At 55.1% G+C, this 18,048-nt stretch carries 13 protein-coding genes; 3 read left to right on the top strand and 10 right to left on the bottom strand.

The window, feature by feature from the left end; all coding sequences use genetic code 11:
• Window positions 1-155: 155 nt before the first annotated feature.
• The 3 genes from ACFWUB_RS01830 to ACFWUB_RS01840 form a co-directional block, all read right to left on the bottom strand.
• Window positions 156-1,463, bottom strand: a complete 1,308-nt coding sequence (locus ACFWUB_RS01830; protein WP_416184100.1) for an S-layer homology domain-containing protein — start codon at window positions 1,461-1,463, stop codon at window positions 156-158.
• 419 nt (window positions 1,464-1,882) lie between these two features.
• Window positions 1,883-3,340 (bottom strand): [FeFe] hydrogenase, group A, encoded by a 1,458-nt coding sequence (locus ACFWUB_RS01835; RefSeq protein ID WP_416184101.1) that lies wholly within the window; start codon window positions 3,338-3,340, stop codon window positions 1,883-1,885.
• 194 nt (window positions 3,341-3,534) lie between these two features.
• Window positions 3,535-5,400, bottom strand: a complete 1,866-nt coding sequence (locus ACFWUB_RS01840) for an ABC-F family ATP-binding cassette domain-containing protein (RefSeq protein WP_020724130.1) — start codon at window positions 5,398-5,400, stop codon at window positions 3,535-3,537.
• A gap of 144 nt (window positions 5,401-5,544) precedes the next feature.
• Here ACFWUB_RS01840 and ftsH point away from each other — a divergent pair, with 144 nt between their 5' ends.
• Complete coding sequence (gene ftsH / locus ACFWUB_RS01845) at window positions 5,545-7,365, top strand: ATP-dependent zinc metalloprotease FtsH (protein WP_416184102.1); 1,821 nt, start codon at window positions 5,545-5,547, stop codon at window positions 7,363-7,365.
• 245 nt (window positions 7,366-7,610) lie between these two features.
• Window positions 7,611-9,161 carry a putative polysaccharide biosynthesis protein gene (locus tag ACFWUB_RS01850; protein WP_292261292.1) on the top strand — a complete coding sequence of 517 codons (1,551 nt, stop codon included), beginning with the start codon at window positions 7,611-7,613 and terminating at the stop codon, window positions 9,159-9,161.
• Between the two features lie 98 nt (window positions 9,162-9,259).
• Here the strand turns inward: ACFWUB_RS01850 and ACFWUB_RS01855 are convergent, their stop codons facing one another.
• From ACFWUB_RS01855 to ACFWUB_RS01875, 5 genes are all read right to left on the bottom strand, one after another.
• Complete coding sequence (locus tag ACFWUB_RS01855) at window positions 9,260-10,435, bottom strand: pyridoxal phosphate-dependent aminotransferase (protein ID WP_294024288.1); 1,176 nt, start codon at window positions 10,433-10,435, stop codon at window positions 9,260-9,262.
• 342 nt (window positions 10,436-10,777) lie between these two features.
• Entirely contained in the window at window positions 10,778-11,980 is a 1,203-nt protein-coding gene (alr, locus tag ACFWUB_RS01860; RefSeq protein WP_020311741.1) for an alanine racemase, read from the bottom strand.
• Between the two features lie 54 nt (window positions 11,981-12,034).
• Complete coding sequence (locus ACFWUB_RS01865; RefSeq protein WP_302755881.1) at window positions 12,035-13,321, bottom strand: serine hydrolase domain-containing protein; 1,287 nt, start codon at window positions 13,319-13,321, stop codon at window positions 12,035-12,037.
• Window positions 13,322-13,536: 215 nt separating this feature from the next.
• Entirely contained in the window at window positions 13,537-14,298 is a 762-nt protein-coding gene (locus tag ACFWUB_RS01870; protein WP_292282319.1) for an alginate biosynthesis protein AlgP, read from the bottom strand.
• A 144-nt stretch (window positions 14,299-14,442) separates the two neighbouring features.
• A complete protein-coding gene (locus ACFWUB_RS01875) occupies window positions 14,443-15,615 on the bottom strand; it encodes a tetratricopeptide repeat protein (protein ID WP_416184103.1) in 1,173 nt (390 codons plus the stop codon).
• A gap of 441 nt (window positions 15,616-16,056) precedes the next feature.
• Here ACFWUB_RS01875 and ACFWUB_RS01880 point away from each other — a divergent pair, with 441 nt between their 5' ends.
• The gene (locus tag ACFWUB_RS01880) at window positions 16,057-17,001 is read left to right on the top strand and encodes an alpha/beta hydrolase fold domain-containing protein (protein WP_416184104.1); all 945 of its coding nucleotides are present in this window, start codon (window positions 16,057-16,059) and stop codon (window positions 16,999-17,001) included.
• A gap of 71 nt (window positions 17,002-17,072) precedes the next feature.
• Here the strand turns inward: ACFWUB_RS01880 and ACFWUB_RS01885 are convergent, their stop codons facing one another.
• Both ACFWUB_RS01885 and ACFWUB_RS01890 read right to left on the bottom strand, forming a co-directional pair.
• Window positions 17,073-17,411 (bottom strand): hemerythrin domain-containing protein, encoded by a 339-nt coding sequence (locus ACFWUB_RS01885; RefSeq protein WP_416184105.1) that lies wholly within the window; start codon window positions 17,409-17,411, stop codon window positions 17,073-17,075.
• A gap of 45 nt (window positions 17,412-17,456) precedes the next feature.
• Entirely contained in the window at window positions 17,457-17,768 is a 312-nt protein-coding gene (locus tag ACFWUB_RS01890) for a DUF542 domain-containing protein (protein ID WP_416184106.1), read from the bottom strand.
• Window positions 17,769-18,048: the final 280 nt, after the last annotated feature.

The following is an 18,048-nucleotide window of genomic DNA, read 5'->3' on the forward strand; positions in this document are numbered from 1 at the left end:
CATTTTTATCTCGTGGCTCGCGGCTAGGGGTTAGCAGTCAGCAGTTAGCGAAAAAGGACTGTTTCATGATGGCAGATACCCTTATGAAACAGTCCTTATAAGACAACCTCTCAGACCGCCTTCGGCGGCCAGCTCTCCTATGAGGCGAGCCTTTTTTAGAACAAGAAGTTGATTTCTACGTCGGTGAATTCGTCAGGGTCAGCGGCATTGCCGTGTTTGGTCTGAGTGCCAAAGGTCTGGGCTGCCGTGAGGATGACGTTCTTGGCCAGGGTGTAGTCGATGCCGACGCCCCAGGATTTGACGTTATCCAGGACGCTGTCATCACGCCAGGAGTTGGTCGCACCGCCGAGGAGCGCGCCCTTGTCGGAGTTGATGTATTCGACCCAGGCATCCCAGGAGCCGCGGGCATCGCTGGCAGCCGAACCGTAGGTCAATTTGCCGATCCATACTTCCGGATCATTGGTAACGTCATTATTGATTTTTTCATAGTTAGCCAGGGCGTTCCATTTGCCGAAGTTGAGGCTGGCATAAGCCCCCCAGAGATCATCAGCTTTAAAACCGTTAATACCATTGAAATCATTATAGGAGACGCCGACAGCCGAACCAGCTGCCCGGCCGCCGCCGAAGAAGCCTTCCAATTCGCCATAACCGGTTTTAACACCAAGAAGTCCATTGCCTTCAACTGCAGCATCTTCAACAGTATCACCGGCTTTGAATTTACCATAACCAGCCGTAGCTGCGAAGTGGTCGTTGGTGTATTTCAATTCAGCCCGGTCGAAGACGTCGCCATACTGGAAGCCGTAAGCGTTTTCACCGCCCAGGATGTACGTATCGGTACGGCCGACGCTGAGGTTCCAATGGTCGCCGCCGAAGTTGTAGTCGACTTTGGCATCGTCTGTGAAGATGTTGCCGTTATCGCTGGCAGCGCCGTTATCGGCGAAGTTGATGTCATCCGTGCTGATGCCGTAGGTTACGGTCGTGCGGTCATTGACCTTGGCATTGGCGCGGACGCGGACGCGGTAATCCCAGGAAGCGTCTTTCTTATAGCCCGTGCTGGCCTCGCTGCTGGTGTCCTGATGCTGGAAACGGATACGGGCATCACCGCTGAGTTTTACGTTGCCCACGCGGTTTTCCAGGGCACTGACGCGGACGCCGAGGTTGTTCAGTTCGTCAGCATATTCATCAGCCAATTTGTTGATGAGGGCGCGCTGTTCAACGGACGCTTTGTCCATGTGAGCCATGGCTTTGGCGACCATTTCAGCGGCTTCGTAACGGGTGATGTTGCGTTCGCCCTGGAAATAAGAGCCGTCTACGCCCTGGATGATGCCGGCGTCAGCGAGTTCGACGACGGATTTATAAGCCCAGCTGTCGCTCGGTACGTCGACGAAGGGGTTGGCTGCAAAAGCGCAGGCTGCGCCGACAGCCATCATAGCGGCTAAGGATGTAACGATTTTCTTTTTCATCAATATGACCTTCTTTCTCTGTGTAAAAGCCTGGAAGCATGACACGATGAAGGCATCCCCCTATCCGCTGCGGTCGAGTGTGCCTAGTTTCCTCTCGCATTACATAAAGGTTTTGCCCACATTGTCCCATTTATCACATGGCTTGTTCCAATGAGTACATAGTCATTATACATTTCATGATATTAATTGTCAATATCTTGTTTAGGAGCAAAAAAGGACCTGTCTTTTATACGACAGGTCCTTTTTCTGTAGGAGCGCCACGTGGGGCGCCCGCTATGAAATATGTAGATTTCCTAACTAGTTTGCTAAAAAAACATCCAAATCCCTAACGGGTCGCCCACGTGGCGACCCCTACGCAGGCTTTTACTAAGAAATTCAACCTCTCCGGCCCTTTGGGCCACCTCCCCTAACAAGGGAGGCTATTCTTCTGTTGTCGGGGGTTTATACTTCGGCGACATGGGGTTGGTCTGGGGCGTGAGGTTCTTCATGCGGCCCAGCTGGTCGCTCTTGTCGGAGAAGTAGGTGTGCAAGGTGAATTCGGCCATTTCCGACAGCGGTTCGTCGAGGAAGGCTTCGTAAAGTTCTTCGATTTCCGGGTTCTGCCAGCTGGCTTTGACGTCCGTTTCTTCGTCGCTCTTATAAATCGATGCCGTCCGGGCTTCCTGGACTTTCTTGACCTGCGGCAGTTTGACTTTCGGCTGGCCGCCGCCGCCGATGCAGCCACCGGGGCAGGCCATGACTTCGATGAAGGAGTAGTCTTCAAAGGAGTCGTTCTTGATGAGGTCGTCGATGAAGGCGCGGGCGTTGCCCAGGCCGCTGATGGCAGCGACGTGAAGGACGAAGTGGCCGAAGATGACCGTTGCCTTCTTGACGCCCTGCAGGCCGCGGACCGGTTCAAAGGGAATGAAGTCCTTCGGTGTCGGACGACCCGTGAACATGTGGTAAGCCGTGCGGATAGCCGCTTCCATGACGCCGCCGGAGTTGCCGAAGATACGGCCGCCGCCGGAAGCTTCGCCAAAGGCCTTGTCGAACTGGCCGTCTTCGAGGTTGGCGAAATCGATGTTTTCGTCCTGGATCCACTGAGCCAGTTCACGCGTCGTAATGCAGATATCCGTATCGCGGATTTCCGGTTCATCCCAGAAGAGGCCGGCTGCGCTCAGTTCAGGACGGCGGATTTCCGCTTTCTTGGCCGTGCACGGCGTGACGCAGACATTGACGATCTTCTTGGGGTCGATGTTCTTCTGCTGGGCGAAATAGGTCTTGATGACCGGGCTGAGGATGCTGATAGGACTCTTGGTCGACGACAGATGCCGGAGCAGGTCGGGGTAGAAGGTTTCGGCAAATTCGACCCAGGCCGGGCAGCAGCTGGTGAACTGCGGGATAGGAATTTCTTCGGACTGCAGGCGGTGCAGGAGTTCCGTCGCTTCTTCCATGATGGTCAGGTCGGCGCCGAAATCGGTATCGAAGACATAGTCCGCACCGAGCGTACGCAGGGCAGCGACCATCTTCCCTTCGACAAAGGTACCGGGGTCCATGCCGAAGGCTTCGCCCAGGCCGACGCGGACAGCCGGAGCCGTCTGGAAGATGACGATCTTTTCAGGGTCTTTCAAGGCTGCCTTGACCTTGTCGACATCGTTGACTTCGACGATGGCACCAAAGGGGCAGGCAGACGAACACTGGCCGCAGTGAACGCAGATGGGCATGTCGCCTGTACTGGACAGGGAATAGTAGTCCAACACAGTCTGTGTGTCGGCACAAGCCCGGCGACATAAGGTGCAGTTCTTACACTTCGTCACATCAAATTGAACGGCACAGTTGTGTTCATCAATGGGAACACGACGGTCAATTTTTTCAAAACGGGAATGAAATTCAGGCATATGCAGATACTCCTTTTCGGTCAGAAATTCAGTAAGTTTGAAAATCAGTAACTATGTAACATTTTATCACAAACTTCATTACCTATAGGATAATACAAAGTGGCATGGATTTCCATTACTTTTGTGTAATTCATCTGCCTATTTTTCCATAATTTCTATGCTTTTTTGTAATATTTAAAAAAAATCGCCGTAATCTATGATTTTAAGTCTTCTAACTCACACCATCTTTCGGTCAGCGTATCGACTTTATCCTGCGTTTCCTTCTGCTCGGCCAGCAGGGATTCGACTTCTTCGTAATTGCTCCCGGCGGCGGCAATAGCCGCATTGAGGCCTTTGAGCATGGCTTCGTAGCGCGGCAGTTCTTCCGTGATGCGCCGCAATTCTTCTTCCTGCCGCGACGTCAGGCCGGCTTTTGCTTTGGTAGGCGTAATATTCGTTTTAGTAATAGAAGGTGAAACGGGCTTTTCGCTTTTCTTTTCTTGGTGATGACTGTATTTTTCTTCCAAGTATTCACTATAGTCACCGTAAAAGCGGTCCCATGTCCCCTTTTCTAATGTGAAAAGTTTATCAACCACCCGGTCCAGGAAGTAGCGGTCATGGGATACGACGAGGACGACGCCCTGGAAGGTATCGAGGTAGCGTTCGAGGACGGTCAGGGTCGGGATGTCCAGGTCGTTCGTCGGTTCATCCAGGAGGAGGACGTTGGGCTGGTCCATGAGCAGGCGCAGCAGGTACAGGCGCCGCCGTTCGCCGCCGCTCAGCTTGGCAATGTAGGTATACTGCATTTCTTCAGTGAACAGGAACTGGTCCAGCAGGCGCGTCGCCGAAATGCGCTGGCCGAACTGGTTGGTCACGAAATGGCCGTGTTCCTGGACGTAGTCGATGACCCGCATGCCTTCGTCGAACTGGGGCAGCTGCTGGGTAAAGAATCCGAAGCGCACGGTCTGGCCGATAGTGACTGTCCCTTCCGTCGGCGCCAGCTGGCCGGCCAGGACTTTGAGCAGTGTCGACTTGCCGACGCCGTTCTCGCCGATGATGCCGATGCGGTCGTGCTTGACGACGTGATAGGTCACGTGCTGGAACAAAGGATGGGCCGGGTCGTAGCCGAAGGCCATGTCGTCGATGTCGATGATGGTCTTGCCCAGGCGGACGGACGTGTCGAACATTTCCACTTCGCCGATGGGTTTGCCCGCTTCGATGGCGCAGAGCTGTTCATACCGTTCCTTACGGGCTTTCTGCTTCGTCGACCGGGCCTGGGCGCCGCGCTGGATCCAGGCCTTTTCACGGCGGATGAGGTTGCGCCGCTTGGCTTCGCTCGCTTCTTCCCGTTCGAGCCGGGCCTGGCGCTGTTCCAGGTACTGGCCGTAATTGCCGGTATAGGTATAGACGTGACCCCGGTCGAGTTCGATCATGGAATCGGCAACGCAGTCCAGGAAATAGCGGTCATGCGTGCTGAGCAGGATAGCGGCCTTGCTGTCGCGCAGGTATTCTTCGAGCCACATGATGGTCTTGTCGTCGAGGTGGTTCGTCGGTTCGTCCATGATGAGCAGGTCGCAGGGCATGATCAGGGCCCGGGCCAGTCCCAGGCGCTTGCGCTGGCCGCCGGACAATTCGTCGACGGACTGGGAAAAATTGGAAATGCCCAACTTACTGAGAATGATCTTGGCATGGGCTTCCAGTTCCCACGCCTGCTGTTCGTCCATTTCGGCACTGAGGGCGACGACGGCTGCATCGTCATCGCGCTGGACCGCTTCTTCGTAGCACTGGAGGAGCTTCATGACCGGCAGGTCGCCGTCGAGGACGCTTTCCAGGACCGTATGGCCCGACACGAGCTGCGGTTCCTGCGGCAGGTAATGGATGCGCGCCTTGGGATTGCGCCAGATCGTGCCGCTGTCGGTGTCGGTCAGGCCGGCAATGATTTTCAGGAGTGTCGTCTTGCCGGCGCCGTTGAAGCCGATGAGGCCCAGTTTCTGGCCGCCGTCGATGGCAAAGGTCACGTCGTCGAAGAGGACGCGCAGGCCATAGGATTTCTTTACATTTTCTACGGTTAATATATTCATTATATGCTTCATCACTTTCTTGGTGTATTTTCTTTTACCCTAGCACATCCACCGGGAATATGCAAGGCAGTCCCCTCTTGCCAGGTCCCGCAAGGGGTGTACAATAAAAGTATAGCTTGATTTTTTCAAAGGATGTGAGGAATTGTGAAAGAAGTCAAAGAAAAGAAGAAACCGATTTTATTCTATTATATCGTCGCTTTGGCTGTCATTTTCATGTTCAACGCCATCGCCCGGCCTTATTATGATTCGAAGAGTGTCAAACAGGTCGATTACGGGACGTTCATGAACATGACGGAAGACGAAAAGATCGCCGACGTCCAAATCGAAGAGAACCAGATTCTCTTCAAGGACAAGGACGGCAACGAATACCGCACGGGCGTCGTCAACGACCCGCAGCTGACGGAACGGCTGCACAAGGCCAATGTCTCCTTCAATGAAGTCATCAAGGAAAAGGATTCGCCCTTTACGGACTTCCTCATCGCCTGGATCCTGCCGATCCTGATTTTCTTCGGCATCGGCTACTATTTCAACCGCAAGCTCATGAACCACGGCGGCGGCAATTCGCTCATGTTCGGCGCCAAGAACCAGGTCAAGGTCTACGTCCCGTCGGCTAACGGCATCCATTTCGATGACGTCGCCGGTGAAGACGAAGCCAAGGAAAACCTGTCGGAAATCGTCGATTTTCTCCATCATCCTGATAAATACGCCAAAATCGGGGCCAAGATGCCCAAAGGCGTCCTCCTCGTCGGCCCGCCGGGCACAGGCAAGACCATGCTGGCCAAGGCCGTCGCCGGTGAAGCCGGTGTGCCCTTCTTCCCCATTGCCGGGTCGGAATTCGTCGAAATGTTCGTCGGCATGGGCGCTTCCAAGGTCCGCGACCTCTTCCAGCAGGCCAAGCAGAAGGCGCCGTGCATCATCTTCATCGACGAAATCGACGCCATCGGCCAGAAACGCACGGGCAATGCCATGGGCAACAGCGAACGGGAACAGACGCTGAACCAGCTGCTGACGGAAATGGACGGTTTCAACGCCGATGACAACGTCGTCATCCTGGCCGCGACGAACCGGCCGGAATCGCTGGACCCGGCCCTGCTGCGGCCAGGCCGTTTCGACCGCCGCGTCCCTGTCGAACTGCCGGACCTGGCTGGCCGTGAAGCCATCCTCAAGGCCCACGCCAAGAAAGTCGCCCTCGGCGACGACGTCGACTTCCACACTATCGCCCGCATGGCCGCCGGGGCTTCCGGCGCCGAACTAGCCAATATCGTCAATGAAGCGGCCCTGCGCGCCATCCGCGACCACCGCGACGCCGTCAGCCAGGCCGACCTGGAAGAAAGCATCGAAGTCGTCATCGCCGGTTACCAGAAGAAGAACGCCATCTTGTCGGACGACGAAAAGAAGACCGTCGCCTACCACGAAATCGGCCACGCCCTGGTCGCTGCCCTCCAGAGCCATTCGGCACCGGTCCAGAAAATCACCATCATCCCCCGCACATCAGGCGCCCTGGGCTACACCATGCAGGTCGACCAGCAGGATAAATACATCCTGTCCCGGGAAGAACTGGAAAACAAGATTGCCACCCTCACCGGCGGCCGGGCTGCGGAAGAAGTCGTCTTCAAACAGGTCACGACAGGCGCTTCCAACGACATCGAACAGGCGACCAAGCTGGCCCGGGCCATGATCACCCGTTACGGCATGACCGACGAATTCGACATGGTCGCCATGGAAACAGTCACCAATAAATACCTCGGCGGCGATACGTCCCTGGCCTGCGCGCCGGAAACGCAGAAATACATCGACGCCAAAGTCGTCTCTGTCGTCAAGGAACAACACGCCAAGGCCAAGAAAATCCTCGAAGACCATCGCCCGGCCCTGGATGCCCTGGCCAAATACCTCTACGAAAAAGAAACGATTACCGGCAAAGAATTCATGGATATTTTGAGAGCGCAGACCGCAGGTCGTGACTAGTGGCTCGTGGCTCGTGGTTCGTGGCTAGTGGCTCGTGGTTCGTAGCTCGTGGTTCGTGGTTCGTGGCTCGTAGGGGCGCCACGTGGGGCGCCCGCCATGAATAATGGCGAATACGTGGCTATCGGCTGACTCCCCTTTGGGACGGCCCCCACGAACGGCTAACACTTCACTATATACAAGGTCTGGCAAATGTGCTAAAATTAATTGTTATGTTGGTAAAAATTTTATAGAGTTAAGGGGTTATCATGGCAAACAAGTTTATCTCTGGCACATTGATCCTGACCTTGTCGGGCTTTGTCGTCAAAGCCATTGGCAGTATCAACTGGATCATCTTGTCCCGTATTCTCGGCGGTGAAGGCATCGGCATCTATCAGATGGCTTTCCCGATTTACCTGCTGGCACTCGATATTTCCAGTGCCGGGCTGCCGATTGCAATTTCCATCATTACAGCTGAAAAAGTAGCCAAACAGGACTATTTCGGCGCCCAGCGCATTTTCCACGTGTCCTTGTCCATGCTCTGTACGACGGCACTTTTTTTGAGTATCCTCATGTTCTTTGGTTCCAGCTTCCTCATCGATGAACACATCATCCGCGAAAGCCGGGCCTATTATTCGCTCATCGCCCTGGCACCGGCCATCTTCTTTACGACGATCATTGCCGGCTACCGCGGCTATCTGCAGGGCTGGCAGCAGATGACACCGACAGCCATTTCCCAGATCGTTGAACAGCTGGTCCGCGTCGTCGTCATGCTCGGCTTCGCCGCGCTCCTCCTGCCGTACGGCCTCGATTATGCCGCCGGCGGTGCCAGTCTCGGCGCCGGCGCCGGTGGGTTTGCAGCCTGGCTGGTCCTGGTCTATTACTATTATAAGTTGAAGCGGACCCTCCCCGTCGACGGGCCGACATTCGAGCAGGAAAGCATCAAGCACATCCTCAAGCGCCTGGTCATCCTGGCTATCCCCATTTCCCTGTCGAGCATCATGCTCCCCGTCGTATCCAACCTGGACCTGCTCATCGTACCGCGGCGGCTGGAAGTAGCCGGTTATTCGACCCATCAGGCCACGGAGCTGTTCGGTTACCTGACGGGCATGTCCGTACCGCTCATCAACCTGGCAACGATCCTGACGGCAGCCATGGCCATGAGCCTGGTGCCGGCCATCAGCCACAGTTTCACCTTGAAGGAATACGATGAAATCCGCGAACGGACGGCGACGTCCATGCGCATCTCCTTCCTGGTCACCATTCCCTTCAGCGTCATCCTCTACGTCATGGCCGAACCGATTGTCACCTTCATCTACAACGCGCCGGCCGCTACGGATGCCACGCGGGCCGTGGCCATCGCTATCTGCTTCTTGGGCCTGCACCAGATTTCGACGGCTATCCTTCAGGGCCTGAAGAAACCGAAGATTCCGGTCATCAACATGGCTGTCGCCTGTGTCGCCAAGGTCCTGTGCAACTGGTTCTTAGTCGCCATCCCGACCCTGGGCATCACCGGGGCTTCCTATGCGACAGTGGCCGACATCGGCGTCGCTGCCGTCCTCAACATGTTCTTCATTTACCGTAAAATCGGTTATGTCATCGACATCAAAGTCGTCATGAAAAACATCGTCTCTGCCGCCATCATGGGCGTGGCCATGTATTTCATGTACGCCTTCCTCTTCCCTTACCTGGGACTCTTCCTGGACCTCTTCCTGACCTGCATCGTCGGGTCGGCCATCTACATCGGCTGCATGGTCCTCAACGGCGGTGTCACCAAAGAAGACGCAGCCAAAATGCCCCTTATCGGACGATTTTTCTAGAAAAAACGCGCTGTCTTTGCGACAGCGCGTTTTTTAGCAGGTTTTAAATTTATTTTATACTGTAGGGGTCGCCACGTGGGCGACCCTGCAAATAAATATCAGTCCTTTCGATATTTCGCTACGAAGCGGGCCATACGTTTCAGGGCTTCCTGGATGGTGTCCATGCTGGCGGCGTAGGAGATGCGGACGAAGCCTTCGCCCTGGTCGCCAAAGGCCGTGCCCGGGACGACGGCGACTTTTTCTTCCTGGACCAGTTTTTCGCAGAATTCCGCCGACGTCATGCCCGTGCAGCGGATGTCCGGGAAGATGTAGAAGGCGCCTTTCGGTTCAAAGACGGGCAGCCCCATGTCGCACAGACCCTTGTAGATGACCTTGCGGCGGCGGTCGTATTCCTGACGCATGGCTTCGACGTCGTCGTCACATTCCTTGAGGGCCGTAATGCCGCCGACCTGAGCCGTCGTATTGGCACACATGATGGCGTACTGATGGAGCTTCAAAATCGGTGCCAGGCCTTCCCGCGGTGCACAGACGTAGCCCAGGCGCATACCCGTCATGGCATAGGCCTTGGAAAAGCCGTTGAAGATGACCGTCCGTTCACGCATGCCCGGCAATTTGGCGAAGGACGTGAACTTGGCATCGCCGTACATGAGTTCACAGTAGATTTCATCGGACAAGACGATGAGATCGTGTTCTTCGGCAAATTTGGCAATAGGCATCAATTCTTCTGCCGACATGACGGTCCCCGTCGGGTTGTTCGGATAGCCGATGACGATGGCTTTCGTCTTCGGCGTGATGACCTTTTCCAAAGCTTCGACAGTCAGTTTGAAATCGTGTTCCGGATAGGTCGGCACGAAGACCGGCGTCCCGCCAGCCAGTTCGACAGACGCCGGATAGGCAACGTAAGCCGGGTCGGGGATGATGACTTCATCGCCCGGTTCGGTAATGGCCAGGAGGGCCATGGCCAGGCCTTCGGAAACGCCGACAGTGACCAGGATTTCATCTTTAGGGTCATAATGGACACCATAGCGTTGTTCAAAATGATGGCTAATGGCTTCACGGAGCTCCATCATGCCTGAATTCCCGGTATAACTCGTTTCCTTGGCATCAAGGCTGGCTTTCATAGCTGCCAGTACCTTGTCCGGTGCGGCAAAGTCCGGTTCTCCGATACTCAGGGACAAGACCCCTTTGACCTGGGCTGCAATATCGAAGAACTTGCGGATACCCGAGGGTTTGATGGCCTTAACGTTGGCCGCCGTTTTATCATTCCAATTCATAATAACACACCGCCTTTTTATGATTATTTTGCATTTATATATGCGTATATCTTATATACAGTATACCACTTGCAACAAAATCATGGAAGAGGAAAAAAGGGCTTGTCGCACAGCGACAAGCCCTTTTTTCTTGTAGGGGCGCCCACGTGGGGCGCCCGTTCACGCAAAATCTGTTTTACAAGTATTCTACATATACCTGTGGGCTCGCCACGTGCGAGCCCCTACAGATAATGATAACGTTTTTTCGCCCCTCTACCGCGATCCGTTTCAGCCTGACAGATGACTCTGGCGGGCCGCCCTTTGGGCGTCCCCTACGAACTGCGGCCTGCGAACTGCCTATCCCTACGGTTTATCGAAGAGGTATTCTTCGCGGCCGACGACTTTGCCGTTCTTCATGTAGACGCGGGGGACACGGCGCGAGATGTTGCACATGATTTCGTAGTTGATGGTGCCACAGACTGCGGCGATTTCTTCGATGGGGATGAAGCTGTCGCCCTGGCGGCCGAAGAGGACGACTTCGTCACCGGCGTGGACGTTGGCTTCGCCGCTGACGTCGATCATGCACTGGTCCATGCAGATGGCACCGACCTGGGGGACGCGGTGGCCATGGTAAAGGACGTCGACTTTCCCCGACAGGATGCGCGAATAACCATCGGCATAGCCGACGGGCAGGGTCGCGATTTTCCGGCGCGACGGAGTTTTATAATGGCGGCCATAGCTGACGGTCGCGCCGGCGTCGATGAGCTTGACATGGGCGATGCAGCAGCGCAGGGACATGACGGGCCGCAGGTCATAAGGCTTGATGTCGATTTCCGGCGACGGTTCACAGCCGTACATGATGATGCCCGGCCGGACCATGTCGCAGTAGTATTCGGGCAGTTCCAGGACGGCCGCACTGTTGCAGCAATGGCGCAGGGCGATGTGGATGCCTTCTTCTTCCATGCGCTTGCACATCCAGCGGAAATGGCCGTACTGTTCGCGCGTAAACGTCTTGTCTTTCATGTCGGAAACGGCAAAATGGGTGAACATGCCGCGGATTTCGATATTCGGCAGGGCTGCGATGGTCTTGATTTCCGAGACGCTGAATTCATTGACCTGGAATCCGACGCGGCTCATGCCCGTATCGACGGCGATATGGACGCGCAGGGTCTTGCCCAGGCGCCGGGCTTCCTGGGAGAAGAATTCGGCGTTCTTCAAGTTGAAGACAGCCGGTTCGATGTCATACGTCAGGAGTTCTTCTGTCCGCCGGGCGTCGGTATGCCCGAGGATGAAGATTTCGTTGTCGATATGCGCATAGCGGCGGAGCTCGACGGCTTCGTCCAGGCTGGACACGGCAAAGCAGTCGGCGCCGTTTTCGGCAAAGGTCTTGGCCAGTTCGACACTGCCGTGGCCGTAGGCATTGGCCTTGACGACGGCGGCGATCTTAACATCCGGCCCGACGTGCTTGCGTATCTGGCGCATATTATGAGCCGCTGCGTCGAGGTCGATCTGGGCCCAGACGGCACGGCGTGTAAAATTCATGGTACTTTCATATGCATTCATCATTATCTCGCCTTCCCATTTGGAATGTTACTATATTTCATAATCATAGCACAGCCCTTATAGGCCGTCAATCAATCGGCACAGGCCGTCCATGACATTTTCTTCCCAAATATAGTTGCAGCTGAAGCGGCCGGCACTGCGCAGGTCGTCATCTTCGGCCAGGGCCTCGCCATTCATGACGTAGGCAAAGCCGCTGCCCGTCCCGAGCCGGACGAAGAGGCCCGACAAGAGGCCAAAGGCCTGGCCCGTGTGGCCCCATAAATCGACGGCCTTCGTGCGGCAACAGCGGGCCGGCCCCGTGCCGTCGACGAAGAATTCGCCCAGGCCATAGGTGAGCAGGGTCTGGCCACACGTATCGCCATTGTGGCCGTCATAGACCCACTGAGGGCTGAACATGGCCTGCAGCGACGACGGCGCCAGGACCGGCCGGTCCTGATAGCGGCCGCCCTGAATCATCATGGCCAGGACGTGGCCCAGTTCCTCCAGAGACAGGCGCAGGCCGCCTTGCGGTGAAAAGATTGTCGCATTGGTCCCAGGCCGGTACGCGGCCAGGTCGTAAGTCTGGCAGACGTCCTGGGCATAGGGATTCTGCAAGGCCAGGGCTTCGCGCTCCGGCTGGACGCCGCCAAAATCGTCGATAGTCCCCTGCCAGGGGCCCTGTTCATCCCAGCGGCCCTGACTATCCCGTTTGAGATAGACCGTCCCCAATTTGGCGAATTCAGCCGCTTCCAGATTGCCCGGCACATAGTCGGCCCGGCAGTCCAGGGCGGCCAGGATATGCGCTTTCTGATACCTATCGAAGCGCTGGCCCGTCACGGCTTCGATGACCGTCCCCAAAAGGCCGTAATTGAGGTTACAATAAGTAAAATAAATACCCGGTGCCTGCCCGGCCGGGGCAAAATGGGCGCCGTCTTCCCAATAGGGACTACCTGGCGTAAAGAAGGCCTTGACACGGACCGACGGCGGAATGCTGTAAACCCTGCCGTCGCGCAGGCCCGACGTATGCGAAGCCAGCATACGAAGCGTAATGGGCACGTCAGGGTAAGACGGATGGCGCAGGCGAAAGCCCAGGTACTGGCTGACATCGTCGTCCAGGGACAGCTTCCCCGCTTCGGCGAGCTCCATGAGGGTAAAGACCGTGAACATCTTGGAGACAGATGCCATGCGGAAACGGCTGTCCACCGTCATCGGCCAGGACCGCTCCCCGTCCACGCGGCGGACGCCGGCGGCAAAACGATAGACCTCGTGCCCATCGGCATAGGCCAGGACGGCCAGACCAGGCACGCCGGTCCCCGTATCGCCAATAAGAGAGGCAAAATAAGCATCCCAGTCAGTTCGATTCATAATAGCTCCTTTCGGGTGTGGAAAAGGCGCTGTCTATGAAGACAGCGCCTTTTAGTGGTTAGTGGTTAGTGCGTAGGGGCCGTCCCAAAGGGCGGCCCGGCTCTCCTGTTAGGAGAGCTGTCAGCACAGCTGACTGAGAGGTCAACCTCTCCGGCCCTCCGGGCCACCTCCCCTATTAGGGGAGGCTTTCACGAAACACGAACTACAAACTTTTCTTACCCATTATAATTTTCCGGATAGATGGTGATATCGTAGTGGTTCTTGTCCCATTCGTGGGTAATCTGATGCTTGTACGGCGACAGGGCGTTGATGAGGACTTCATAAGCCTTGGTGCCCTGATAGATGCCGTCGTCGGAGATGTCGACTTTATAGCCATTTTCGTGGGAATAGATGCCGCTGGCATGGTAGCCGCTTTCCGCACCGCCGGTGATGACGAAGGAAATGCCAGCCTGACGGGCTTCGGTATTCAGATGATCTAGGAAAGCGATGGTCGAGCTCTGGAAATGAGCCGTATCGGTCGTCCAGTTGCTGTCCCACGGCGTATCCATACCTTCCGTGCTGCTCCATTTGCGCAGGTTGCTCTTGCCGAAATCACGGCGGTATGCGTAGGCATCGGCAATAGCTGCATCATAGGAGTCGTGCTGATACTGATACTGGTATTGGTATTGGTCTTCATATTTCTGACGGTTCCAGGCCGTAACCGGTGTCGCCATGTGCTGCGATTCAGCATAATGGTACTTGACCGTATCCGGCGTAATCGTACCGGGATTATCAATATTGGCAAAAGCCGAGGCCGGAATCAGGGCATGGACGCGATCCCGAAGGCGGTCACCGATTTTGTCAGAATTATTCGTTGTGGTAGTGTTCGTTTTCTTCTTGGCTTTGTCTTGTTCCTGGACCTGTGCCATAACGGCAACGGCCGGAGATACCGTTTCCGATTCCTTGACCTGTGCTGCCGAAGCAGTGACAGTTCCCATAAGACAGCAAAGAAACAGGATTGCGATGATAGACTTCTTCATTGAATTCCCCCTTAAAATACTGAAATTATGTGTATGACATTCGGTTATTTTCACGAACAGCGTTTCAATTGTAACATATTCAGGGGAATTTGAAAAGTCCTGCTACGAACCCAGGAGCTGACGCTGTTCCATTTCCTGGGCTGCCGCCTCATCCTGGTCGGCCTTCTTCGTGTCTCCTAATTTGCGCCAGACCTGGCTGCGCAGCTTGTAGCCATCTTCATAGGGCTTGACGGCCAAAGCCTGTGTCAAATACTGTACGGCCCGCGGATAATCGCCCTGGTCCATGGCCAGCTGGCCCAGGCTGTCGTAGACGGCCAATTTATCGCTGTCATCCGTGGCCAGGCGGACCGATTGGTCATAGTCTTTTTTAGCCAAATCGAAACGCTTCAAATGGCGGTAACATTCGCCGCGGTTATTGTAATCCATAGCCGTTTCCTTCAAAGCCAGGGCTTTCGTCAAGTCGGCAATGGCCAACTCGTCCTGGCCCGTCTGGGCGTAGACCAGGCCCCGTTCGGAATAGACCCGGCTGTCGTCGGGATGGCGTTTCACCGCTTCATTGAGCAGTGCCAAGGCCTGGTCGTATAGTCCGGCTTCTTCGGCGACGGAACCGGCCAGGAAGTAATCGCCGCGGTGCATGAATTCATACATGACGCCGATACGGCGGCTCAGGTCGGCCATTTTCTTGTCGCCCTTCTTATCATAGATCAGGCTTTCGAGGATATAGTTCTGAGGAAAGGCCGGAGCCAGCTTTTCCCCCTGTTTGACGTCATCCAGGGCCTTGTCATACGATTCGATGGCCGTATAGGCCCGGGCCCGGTTGAAATACATCAGTCCCTGCAAAGGATCGCCCTTCTGGCTCAAGGCCAGGGCCTTCGTATAGTCGTTGACGGCCAGCAGGTATTCTTTGCGCTGTTCGTAAATGGCGCCGCGGTTGAAATAATGGAAGGCCGTGCCCGGTTCCAGGGAAATGGCTTTATCGCAATCGGCCAGGGCTTCGTCATTCCGTCCGAGGAGGCTGTAAATCGTGCTGCGGCGGTCGTAAGCATCGGCATCATCGGGATGTTCTGCAATCTGGCCGTTGACGATCTGAAGGGCTTTCTCATAATCCTTGGCGCGGACAGCCTGCAAGAGTTCACTTTCCCCGTGGGTCTGCAAAGCAAGGGCCCCTTGGCCATCGCCTTTCACCAGGGTCACATCGTCCGCCAGGGACAGGCAGGGAACGGCCAAAAAGCAGGAAATCAGCCCGGCTAATATGCACTGTTTCAATCGGTTCATAAGAATCCCCCTATCTCTCGAATTTTGCTTTACCTTATAAGATTCGACATAGCCCCGCCAAATTCCTGCCAAAAGACAAAAAGTAATATGGTATAATGAAGAAAAAAAACGAATGAGGTGAGCAATTTGTTTGAAAAAGAATATGAAGCGTCAGCCCAACGTAGCCGGTGCCATCTTCTTCGTATCCATCCCCTACGGCCTCGCGTCGCGGCACCGAGCGTAAGAGGCAGTTTTTATAATTATACCAGCCCCGTCCCCCCTCTCCATCGCCAGGGCCGTCATTTATCCAGTCAAAACATTGCCGGCTTCCCTATTCAATGCTAAAATGGAAGAAATACAACCCAAAAAGGAGGCCTCATAAAAATGTTTAAGTATACAGAACCTCAAAAACGGCTCATAACCCTGGCCCTGGCCGGGCTGGTATGGATAGGAGGCAATGCCATGGCGATGAATGTAGATGTGGACTCGGCTACGAAAGATATGCCGGGAAAAGTAGAAAGTACGGTGTTATCCGTACCGGTAAAGACGCCGATGATCAATCAGATTTCCGACGTCGTATACGAACAGGTCCCGATGCGGGGCTACCCCAACGTGGCCATGAAAATGGACATCCTGCAGCCGAAATCGGACACGAAACAGCCTGCCATCGTTTACGTCACGGGCGGCGGCTTCATCAATGCCAATAAGGACAACGGCATACAACTCCGCATGCGCCTGGCAGAAGCCGGCTACGTCGTCGCTTCCATCCAGTACCGCGTGGCACCTACGGCCCGCTTCCCGGAACCCCTGGAAGATGTGAAGGCCTCTATCCGCTATTTGAAAGCCCATGCAGACCAATTCGGCATCGACCCGGAACAAATCGGCATCATCGGTGGCAGTGCCGGCGGCTACCTCACGGCCATGGCCGCGACGACCAGCGGCACGACGACCTTTGACAAAGGCGATAATCTCCAGGTCGGGAGCGACGTAAAAGCAGCCGTAGACCTCTATGGCCTCTCTGACCTCACCCGCATCGGCGACGACTACAGTGAATCCGTGAAAAAAGCCCACCAGTCGCCTGGCGCCACGGAAGCCCTTTGGGTGAACGGCTCTGCCGTATTCGGCGGCCAGGACGGCGGCATCCTGGCCAATCCGGAAGGCGCCAAAAAGGCCAACCCCATCACTTACATTTCCAAAACCAGTGCGCCTATGCTGCTCATGCACGGCACGAAGGACACCGTCGTCTCCCCGAGCCAGACGGACCTGCTCTTCCAGGCCCTCCAGAAACATAACATCCCCTCGAAACGCTATCTGGTAGAAGGAGCGGCCCACGGCGGCGTCTACTGGAACCAAAAAGAAGTCCTCGACATCATCACCGCTTTCTTCGACTCGTATTTGAAAAAATAAACAAATTTCTAAAAAAATCACCTGTCCCAAAGATGTTGATCAATCCTTGAGGCAGGTGATTTTCCTTATATTCAGACCTGTTCGGCGTATTCCGGGAAGGCGATGGAGTTTTCCTTGAAGATGTGGATGAAGATGTCGTCAAAGAGCTGTTCCATGACAACATACGTCTGGCGGAAAGTCGGGCAAGCATCTTCTGGCGGCGTGAAGTTATCCGTCAGGGCCTGGATTTCTTTGATGACGTCGCCGGCGCCGGTGTGTTCTGCTTCCAAATCCTGGATAAGTGCCAGCGTCTGGCTGTCCGGATGCGGATGCTGGCGCATCAGCGGGAAGACGAGCTGTTCTTCCTTGGCGAAATGCTCTTCCAGTTCTGCCTTCAGGCCGGCATAAAGATGGTGAAGGCGCGTGAGCATTTTACCATGATGCGGATAATGGACGATGAGGATCTTGTTGAGAAGTTATTCCGTTTCAGCCATGAGTCTGCGGTCTGTAACGTGATGCGTCGCTTCCAGGTCGTCAAGCATTTCCGTGACTGCAAGCGTTTTGAACGCTTCAATATCGCCATGTACGTCCCGCTGCGCAGCCTTTCTTTCTGCGGCCTGATTGAGCTCGGCCAGGAATTTATCTACGTCCAGGCCCTTTTCGCGGACAGCCGTAGCGATGGGGTCATGGCCGCCGCAGCAGTAATCGAGATGCAGACCATTCAGGAACCCAATCGTATTCGGATAAGCTTTTACAACGTCAGCTAACGTCATGTCTTTGGTAATCATAGTATCGCTTCCTTTTCTCGCATGAATCTATTTTTATGAGTTGGTTTCTCAAGACATCTTGAGTATATCAGATACTGCCGGAGTCATCCGTAGCATTTGCAACGTAAAAAAATTTCTCATACCTCGTCGCCTGCCAGGCCTCGAAACAAGGTGGCGAACTCTATTGCCACATAGAAAAAGGCCGCATCGCCCTGGCTGGCGATGCGGCACGCTATGCAGAATCGGATTTGAAGATTTGAAACGGCAGCAGCTCTTTCACGACCAGATATTTCAGCCGTCC

The sequence above is a fragment of the Megasphaera sp. genome, from assembly GCF_047831605.1.
Taxonomy (GTDB): Bacteria; Bacillota; Negativicutes; order Veillonellales; family Megasphaeraceae; genus Megasphaera; species Megasphaera intestinihominis.

Coding starts and splice junctions, on each gene's coding strand:
- ACFWUB_RS01865 (WP_302755881.1), bottom strand. CDS start 13,321: ATGAATCGAACTGACTGGGATGCTTATTTTGCCTCTCTTATTGGCGAT.
- ACFWUB_RS01890 (WP_416184106.1), bottom strand. CDS start 17,768: ATGATTACCAAAGACATGACGTTAGCTGACGTTGTAAAAGCTTATCCG.
- ACFWUB_RS01830 (WP_416184100.1), bottom strand. CDS start 1,463: ATGAAAAAGAAAATCGTTACATCCTTAGCCGCTATGATGGCTGTCGGC.
- ACFWUB_RS01840 (WP_020724130.1), bottom strand. CDS start 5,400: ATGAATATATTAACCGTAGAAAATGTAAAGAAATCCTATGGCCTGCGC.
- ACFWUB_RS01835 (WP_416184101.1), bottom strand. CDS start 3,340: ATGCCTGAATTTCATTCCCGTTTTGAAAAAATTGACCGTCGTGTTCCC.
- ACFWUB_RS01850 (WP_292261292.1), top strand. CDS start 7,611: ATGGCAAACAAGTTTATCTCTGGCACATTGATCCTGACCTTGTCGGGC.
- ACFWUB_RS01870 (WP_292282319.1), bottom strand. CDS start 14,298: ATGGGAACTGTCACTGCTTCGGCAGCACAGGTCAAGGAATCGGAAACG.
- ACFWUB_RS01880 (WP_416184104.1), top strand. CDS start 16,057: ATGGCGATGAATGTAGATGTGGACTCGGCTACGAAAGATATGCCGGGA.
- ACFWUB_RS01875 (WP_416184103.1), bottom strand. CDS start 15,615: ATGAACCGATTGAAACAGTGCATATTAGCCGGGCTGATTTCCTGCTTT.
- alr (WP_020311741.1), bottom strand. CDS start 11,980: ATGATGAATGCATATGAAAGTACCATGAATTTTACACGCCGTGCCGTC.
- ACFWUB_RS01855 (WP_294024288.1), bottom strand. CDS start 10,435: ATGAATTGGAATGATAAAACGGCGGCCAACGTTAAGGCCATCAAACCC.
- ACFWUB_RS01885 (WP_416184105.1), bottom strand. CDS start 17,411: ATGCTCACGCGCCTTCACCATCTTTATGCCGGCCTGAAGGCAGAACTG.